The sequence below is a fragment of the Microvirga yunnanensis genome (assembly GCF_025460875.1).
In genome coordinates, this window is the sequence record NZ_JAMXFI010000084.1 from 26,588 (window position 1) to 33,609 (window position 7,022).

Consider the following 7,022-nt stretch of genomic DNA (forward strand, 5'->3'; position numbering starts at 1 on the left):
GGTCAAACCTTCAATTCGCCCAAGGGGTCAATTCTTCGATTCGGTTGACAAATGGCGGCATCAAGGCTTTCCGGCCCTGAGAATGTCTGGTGAGCAAGATGATGCCGCTTCAGATCGCGCCAGAGTTCCTCGATGTCGTTGAGCTCGGGGGCGTACTTTGGCAGCCACTCGACCGTGAGCCAGGAGGCCCGCTCAGCGAGGGCGGCGCGTGTCGCCTTGCTGGTGTGGATCGGGCCGTTGTCGAGGACGAGCACGATCGGTTGCTGCGCACGGCCAGGCATCGGGCCACACTGCCTATCGATCTGGTCCAGAAGCGCGATGAAGTCGGCACTGCGCTTGCGTCGGCTGGTGCGCACGATCAGGTCCCGCGCCGCCCAGTCGAGCACCCCGAGCAGCGCCACCTTGGCGGCTTGTCCGGGCGCAGGAAGGCGCAGATCCGCACCCTTCTTGGCCCAGGCATGGGCGAGATAGGGATGGGTCAGCGCCTCAGACTCATCGCCGAACAAGAGCACGATGTCACCGGCCTCGGCCTGCGCCTTCAGGAGCTTGCGGCGCAGACCAGCGCGGTCCACGGCGTCGGCATCCTGGCGGCCCTTCAGGGTGTGGCGCGGCCGGCGCCAGCGGAAAGCCCCCTTTGGCGCAACACGACCGAGAGCCGTGAGCGCGAGATGCGGAGGCCGGAGCGCTTCTCGATCTCGTCGGCCAGTCGCGGCAAGGTCCAGTTGGGGCGATCCGCCACCGGCTCCGCCAGAACCGCCTCGGCCACCGCGAGCGCCTGCTCGGCCTTGACCGGAGCCGGTCCCGGGGCCACGGAGCGCCGCAGCGCGTCGACCCCACCCTGGCTGAACGCGCTGCGCCAGAGCCGCACGGTATCCTCGCGCACGCCGAAGGCCTCGGCGATCCGCGGGCTCGTCCAGCCGGCCAGGGTCAGCAGGAGCGCCCGCGCCCGATCGGCCTCACCCCGATCCCGCGAGTGGCTGAGGGCCATGAGCTCACGCCGCTGCGCGGCACTCGCAACAACCGGAGATTTGCCTGCCATGATCCGCCTCCCGAACCAAACCAGGAGATGGAATCACAGCCAGCATCCGTTGGCCACCCCGCTGAAATCTGCTTAGGTGTCGTAGGCAATCGGCACCTTGCGGTTCTTGGTCGGCGGAGTGCATGGCGTGATGTCCTTCTCGACAAGAGCTGCCCGGAACCAGTTGCTGTCGTAGCCTCGGTCGGCAATCAGGGTTGCGCCAGAAGTCAGCGTCTCCAGGATGAGCTGAGCGCCCTTATGGTCGCTCAGCTGGCCTTCGGACAGCAGCAGGATGATGGGTCGACCCGCCTCATCACAGACAGCGTTATGAGCGGCGGGCCCTAACCATTGAGCTAAAGGCACCATCTCGGGCAATAATGCCCATCTTTGGCGGATTGGCTGTGCGCTCAAGGGCACAGCCAATCGGAACCCATTCAGAACTCTGCCATTAGAAATCAGGTCAACACCATCAAGCGGAGCGAATACCAGGCAAGCCAGAGATCGGGGATAACTGCCAGCAAAGCGCTTTTGGCGCTTCCAAAGAGACCTAAGGTAGGATTGGACACCCAGCAGGCTTTCGGCGATGCTACTTGCGATCTAATTCTAATGGGAATGCCCTATGGGTGAGGTGATCTATTTAACGGGAGCTCCTGCCGCAGGCAAGAGCTCTATCAGTCGAGCGCTACAGCAGAGAGTCCGTAATCTGTCGGTGTTTGAGTACGGAGCAGAACTCACAAAGCATGTAAACAAAAAGCGTAGCACTGCGCTCGAACAAGCCACCATCCGCGAGCAATCATCAAAGATTATTGCACCACAAGATGTCGCAGACTTGGACAAAATACTTCTCGATTTCGTGCGATGTCGAAAGGTCACCTCGCACGTCCTCATAGATAGCCACCCCGTAACAAAAGAAGACTACGGATTTCGGATAACTCCTTTCCATATTTCCCAGTTTTCGGCCCTACAGGCAACTCAGATTTGGGTGCTCTACACTCCACCGGATGTAACCATCCAGCGAATTGAAAAGGAACCTGGCGGGCGCCTGACGCCTACAGAGTTTGAGGCGAACCTACATACCGCCCTCCAAGCCAGCGTAGCTGGCGTTTATGCCATTGGAGCAGGCGGCGCGGTACACCTGTTTGACTCCTCCAGGCCATTGGAGGATCTCGTCGGGCAGCTTGCTAGCCGCCTTACGACGTAGAGGATCCCCATGAGCCGCAGACGGGCAGAAATTGAGCAGGTTGCGGAGGAGATCCTGCGGGAACACGTGGCGGGAGACAGACCAACCGACCCCGTCCAGCTGGCGAACCGAATGGGCGTCCGCGTCTTTAATTCCAAATTCTCGGAGCCTGGCATTCATGGACTGATCGCAAGACGTGGAGGTGCCTCCACCATTTACGTCGATGTCGACGACCGCCCTGTTCGAAAGCGGTTCACAGTCGCTCACGAACTCGGGCACTTCGTCTTGCATCTGGCTGCGGGTGAAGGCGAGTTCATAGACGATGAGGACAACTTCCGCACGATCACGGACCCAGACGAGCCCTGGAACGAAGATCGCCGGCGAGAGTGGGAAGCCAATGTCTTTGCCGCCGCCATTCTCATGCCCTCGAGCGTTGTAAGAGACCGCTGGCCCGAGATCCTGGATGTCGACGGGATGGCAGAATGGTTCCAAGTATCGCGACAGGCCATGGCTCTCCGTCTCAATCAGCTTGGGCTCATTGATCAATGAAGCCGCTCGGTATCGCCAAGCCCTCGATCCGCACGGAAGTCCTTGGCGAGGTTACTCCAGGAGACCCATCCACTTGGCAGCCCAACAGCTTTGACGAGTGGGAGGGACGCGAACGCGTTCGCGCCTACCTGTCCGTCTGGACACAGCAAATGGACGAGGAGCGGCGGCTTCGATCCCTCTATGCTAAGCTCATATTTGGCCTCGTCAGCTTTGAAGTTGTCGCGGCGTTTATTCTCCTGCTCCTCCTTGGGAGCGGCACCATCACCTTGGATGCGGGTCTTTTGAAGATTCTCTTCCCGGCCGTACTCACTCAGGTGTTTGGCCTCGCTTACCTCGTCACTAAGTACCTCTTCAATCAGCCTATGAAACATGCAATTCCGAAGGCGGGTGAGAAATGACTGCTTCAGCGACCACGGATGCCGGCTCAGAGGATGAGCAAACCTCTGCGAGTGAGATTGAGGAGCCGCGGCGTCAGGCACTTGATCTCCGATTGGCTCTGAACGCTGTGTCAGACATCGTAGAGAACAGGCCACGTCCCATCCGTGAGTTCGACCAGATCTACATGAAGGTCGGCGACATGATGGTTCATGCCGAGTACATCTGCCGCAAAACTCACGGCCGAAGCCTGGTGTTCGTCGGAGACGGCGATGCGATCGGGCTGTGCATCGCTCATCTTCAGGCCCAGAAAATATTGAACTGGGGACCGTCGAGGATCTTGCTGCTCGATTTCGACGAGCGCATGGTCAATTCGGTGAATCGATTTGCCGAGGCGAACGACCTCACCGATCGCATTTCGGCCAGGCTCTACAACGTTCTGGATGCTCTACCCGACGATCTGCTCGGGCAGTTCGGGGCGTTCCACATCAATCCTCCGTGGGGCCAGTACAACGATGGCGAGAGCGTTGTGGTTTTCATGGAACGGGGAATTCAGCTGCTGGCTCCCAAAGGAAAAGGGGTCATCGTGATCGGCGATGATCCAGCTCGCCCATGGACGCGGCATGTGCTCGCGAGAACTCAGGGTGAGGCGCTGAACCGGGGAATGGTTGTTTGCGAGATGCAGCCGAGGATGCACCTGTACCACTTGGATGACGCATCCGATCTGACCTCGTGCGCTCTGTCGATCGAAGCTTGGACGGACCACAACATCAAGAATGAACCTACTCCAGGCGAACGCCGGAAAAATTTCTACGGCCGAAAGGATCGTGCTGCGGCCGTGCGTTATGTTCGGGAGACGCCGCAGATCGGGCGCGGTACAGCAGACCCGACTGAATATCATTTTGAGATAATGGAAGAAGAGGTCGAGAATGAGCAGAGCGCCTGATCTTCAGTCAATGATCTTCATGAAGGTCGGCCGCCATGCGGATGAAACCTTCGAGGATATCATCGAGCGGAAGCGCCGCGAGTACGACAAGGCGGGGAAGATCTTCTGGGGCTACGGTGGCGGCACCATGCACCCGATCTCAAAGCTGCAGCCGTTCGTGAGCCACAGGATCGAACATGGCGATGATATCACCCTTGTGATGCAGGAGATCGTATCAAACCATTATGAGGCGGCGGTCGCCACGGAGTATTCGAAAGACGGCATCAACTGGGAACCCATCCCTGAAGGGATTGAGGTACGGGGCTCCAGATACGCCGTTGTCTTGGACGAGATCCAAGAAGGAGATCTCAGTTTTGACTTGAGCGAATACCGGGTCGGGTATGGCCCCTCAGAAGGCAAGATCGCCTCCAATTACATCATGGGCCGTGTTGACAAGGGTTGCCTCGTGCGCGCCGACAAACACAACGAGGTGGTTCCGCGCAAACTGGTGCAATCCCGCTATTTCGCGAAGCTGCAACGTCCGTATGGCGTCCTGCTGCGTACCACTCCAAAAGACTAAGTCGAGCTAAACTGCAGAGCGGCGGCGGTTCGTACATCAAGCACAAGCCTTCGCCACTCCTCTTGCGATCCACCAGCCCAACTTTCGATGCGATGCCTCAGGCCCTGCGTCAATACGGCTGGCCTCGTGAGCTTCACAAAATATGGAGCGACCAAAGTTGCCTCGAGATCAACCGAGTACGCGCCGGCGGCGCTCTCGAGGCCATGAGTTGGCACAACTAAGCTAGTGACTTGAGAGGGCCCGACCTTGCCGCCAGTCCCAGCGTAGTTCCGAAGCGAGGTGTGATCCAACCGGCTGCGCTCCCTCAGTTCCAAGCCGGCATCAGAGTAGCAGACCAAGGCGTAGTGCCGCGTCTTGTCGCCTTTAGCCGTTTGCGCACGGCTCGTGATCAGAGCATGGCTGGGCAAATCGACCTCCACGCCATCCTCATCGATGTACGACAGCCAGATGGAAACCGCGGAGGGAGCGCTATCAGCGAGCTTCGGCACTGACAGCATCCTCGAAAACTTCACAGGAATAGGCCTGCCTGCGGTGCGGAGGTGCTGTACGGCAGACCCAAGTGCATTCCCAATACCCCAGAAGAACAGCCCGTTGCCGGCCTTCCGTTCGGCTTCTTTGCGTTGGACGATTACCTCTAGCGGCTGCCCGCCTTCGGCCTGCATCTTGGACCAACAGATCAGATTAGCCGGCACTCTCGGAGCGCAATTCAGGCCCCGTCCTGTCGGATGGCACATCTCGGATGACTGCGTCTCCGTCGGCAGGAACATGTCAAGCTGCCGTCGAGAAGTGCCTGTTGTTTCCAAAGCTGCCTCCGCAGTCATCCGCAGCGCCGACCTAGGCGCTAATCCTACCAGAACACCTGGAGAACAGTAAGCAGTTCGTACTTGTTCTCCAACTTGGCCAAGCTCCAAACTTGACTGATCAGAGGTGTATGCTTCTTCGTCCGTTGAGTAGGGGGGGATCGGCTTTGGTCCACAGGATCTCGCTGGAATCCTTAATGGAGAGTGACAGAGCGCTGCTCGGCACCAGGTCAAAGGATTTCGGTCCGCTTTGCGTGTGCCAGCCAGGTGCCATGGACTACGCTGAACGGAAATGTGATAGATTGCACAAAGCTGCCGAACCTGCTGCAAACATTGTGAGATTTGCGAAATACCTGGAACGATCGCAAAGCAATAGAAAAGCCCGCAAAGGCGGGATCAAGTCATTGACAATTAAAGAGTAAATCAGCTTCGGATGGTTCATTAGCTTCAGCTTGGGAAGCTGATGCTCGGGTAGACGAGGCCCATAGGCAGGGCTCACTCACCGCGGCTGTTCCTTCGCCCTTCCCGTGTTCATATTTCCTGTCCGGTGGGCGACCTCAACGGCGACATCAGACCAGAACCGGCAGCCCGCTTCGCTTCCTCGACTGAGACAGTATTCCGCCTGCTTCCGCGCTCGCTCGTAAGCAGCCCTCCCCTCATACGCAATCAGAGACACAGCCTCGTACTCGATCACTGTCAGACCAGAAGCGAGAGGCCGCCGGCGGAACAACTGTCGGATGCTATGAAGGAGTTTGAGCATAAGGCAATCCTCGTTTTCGACGGCAGGTCGAGCAAGCGGGAATCCTGTCGCATTCACGTCGGACAGTCAGGTTCTCAGCCTTGGGTACATGTGTAGGCATCCGCGCGAGCGATCCGAGGCGGCATCGAGATGATCCACATGATGCGGAAAGGACAGGCGAAATATGCCTGCCGATCGCCGCTAGCCCCAATACCGTTGACTTAGGCATGTTCCGGACGGATGCTCGGGGCGGGGGTGTGCGAAGGAGGCCCCGATGGCCCGCACGGCTGCACGTCTGCCGGACGGCACCCGGATCAGCGACCACGTCACCTTGGGCGTGCTCACCACCACCGTGCCGGCCGCTCTGATCGATGCGGTGCTGGCCGAGACCGGTCGGCAGAGCCAGCGCTACCGCCGGCTGCCGGCGCGTCTGGTAGTCTACTACGTCATGGCCCTCGCTCTCTATGCCCAAGCCTCCTATGGCGAGGTGCTGCGCTGCCTCATGGAGGGCGTGCGCTGGCTGCGTCTGTCCGGCACGGACCCCGCCCTGGCCGACAAGTCCGCCATCTGCCGGGCCCGCACCCGGCTCGGTCCGGCCCCGCTCAAGGCGCTGTTTGCGCGCATTGCCGCGCCGTTTGCCACCCCCGACACGCCCGGCGCCTGGTATCGCGGGCGCCGGCTGGTCAGCCTGGACGGCACCACGATTGATCTGCCCGACACGCCCGATCTCGTGGAGCGCTTCGGCCGTCCGCCAGCCTCGCGCGGCCAGAGTGGCTTTCCGCAATTGCGCCTTTTGACCCTCGCCGAGACCGGCACGCATGCGCTGTTTGCGGTGGCGCTCGACCGTTACACCACC

The 7,022-nt window shown here is 59.6% G+C and carries 9 protein-coding genes; 6 read left to right on the plus strand and 3 right to left on the minus strand.

The window, feature by feature from the left end; all coding sequences use genetic code 11:
- Positions 1-2: 2 nt before the first annotated feature.
- From NF876_RS29970 to NF876_RS29980, 3 genes are all read right to left on the minus strand, one after another.
- The gene (locus tag NF876_RS29970) at positions 3-599 is read right to left on the minus strand and encodes an IS630 family transposase (RefSeq protein WP_247654166.1); all 597 of its coding nucleotides are present in this window, start codon (positions 597-599) and stop codon (positions 3-5) included.
- Positions 596-1,039 (minus strand): helix-turn-helix domain-containing protein, encoded by a 444-nt coding sequence (locus tag NF876_RS29975; RefSeq protein ID WP_210805462.1) that lies wholly within the window; start codon positions 1,037-1,039, stop codon positions 596-598. Before NF876_RS29975 ends, NF876_RS29970 begins: the two co-directional genes overlap by 4 nt.
- A gap of 72 nt (positions 1,040-1,111) precedes the next feature.
- Positions 1,112-1,384 carry a transposase gene (locus NF876_RS29980; protein WP_247654165.1) on the minus strand — a complete coding sequence of 91 codons (273 nt, stop codon included), beginning with the start codon at positions 1,382-1,384 and terminating at the stop codon, positions 1,112-1,114.
- Positions 1,385-1,637: 253 nt separating this feature from the next.
- On the opposite strand from NF876_RS29980, the gene NF876_RS29985 reads away from it, so the two are divergent.
- From NF876_RS29985 to NF876_RS30010, 6 genes are all read left to right on the plus strand, one after another.
- A complete protein-coding gene (locus tag NF876_RS29985) occupies positions 1,638-2,219 on the plus strand; it encodes an ATP-binding protein (RefSeq protein WP_210805458.1) in 582 nt (193 codons plus the stop codon).
- Positions 2,220-2,330: 111 nt separating this feature from the next.
- Positions 2,331-2,747 carry an ImmA/IrrE family metallo-endopeptidase gene (locus NF876_RS29990; RefSeq protein ID WP_262266234.1) on the plus strand — a complete coding sequence of 139 codons (417 nt, stop codon included), beginning with the start codon at positions 2,331-2,333 and terminating at the stop codon, positions 2,745-2,747.
- Positions 2,744-3,145: a hypothetical protein gene (locus NF876_RS29995; RefSeq protein WP_210805454.1), complete on the plus strand. Its 402-nt coding sequence runs from the start codon at positions 2,744-2,746 to the stop codon at positions 3,143-3,145. Before NF876_RS29990 ends, NF876_RS29995 begins: the two co-directional genes overlap by 4 nt.
- A complete protein-coding gene (locus NF876_RS30000) occupies positions 3,142-4,068 on the plus strand; it encodes a bis-aminopropyl spermidine synthase family protein (RefSeq protein WP_210805452.1) in 927 nt (308 codons plus the stop codon). Before NF876_RS29995 ends, NF876_RS30000 begins: the two co-directional genes overlap by 4 nt.
- On the plus strand, positions 4,052-4,627 hold the full coding sequence (locus NF876_RS30005) for a hypothetical protein (protein WP_181054513.1): 576 nt from the start codon (positions 4,052-4,054) through the stop codon (positions 4,625-4,627). The genes NF876_RS30000 and NF876_RS30005 overlap by 17 nt, the downstream gene beginning before the upstream one ends.
- 1,813 nt (positions 4,628-6,440) lie before the next feature.
- Positions 6,441-7,022: transposase domain-containing protein (locus NF876_RS30010; RefSeq protein ID WP_262271926.1), on the plus strand; the 582-nt coding region annotated here is incomplete at its 3' end.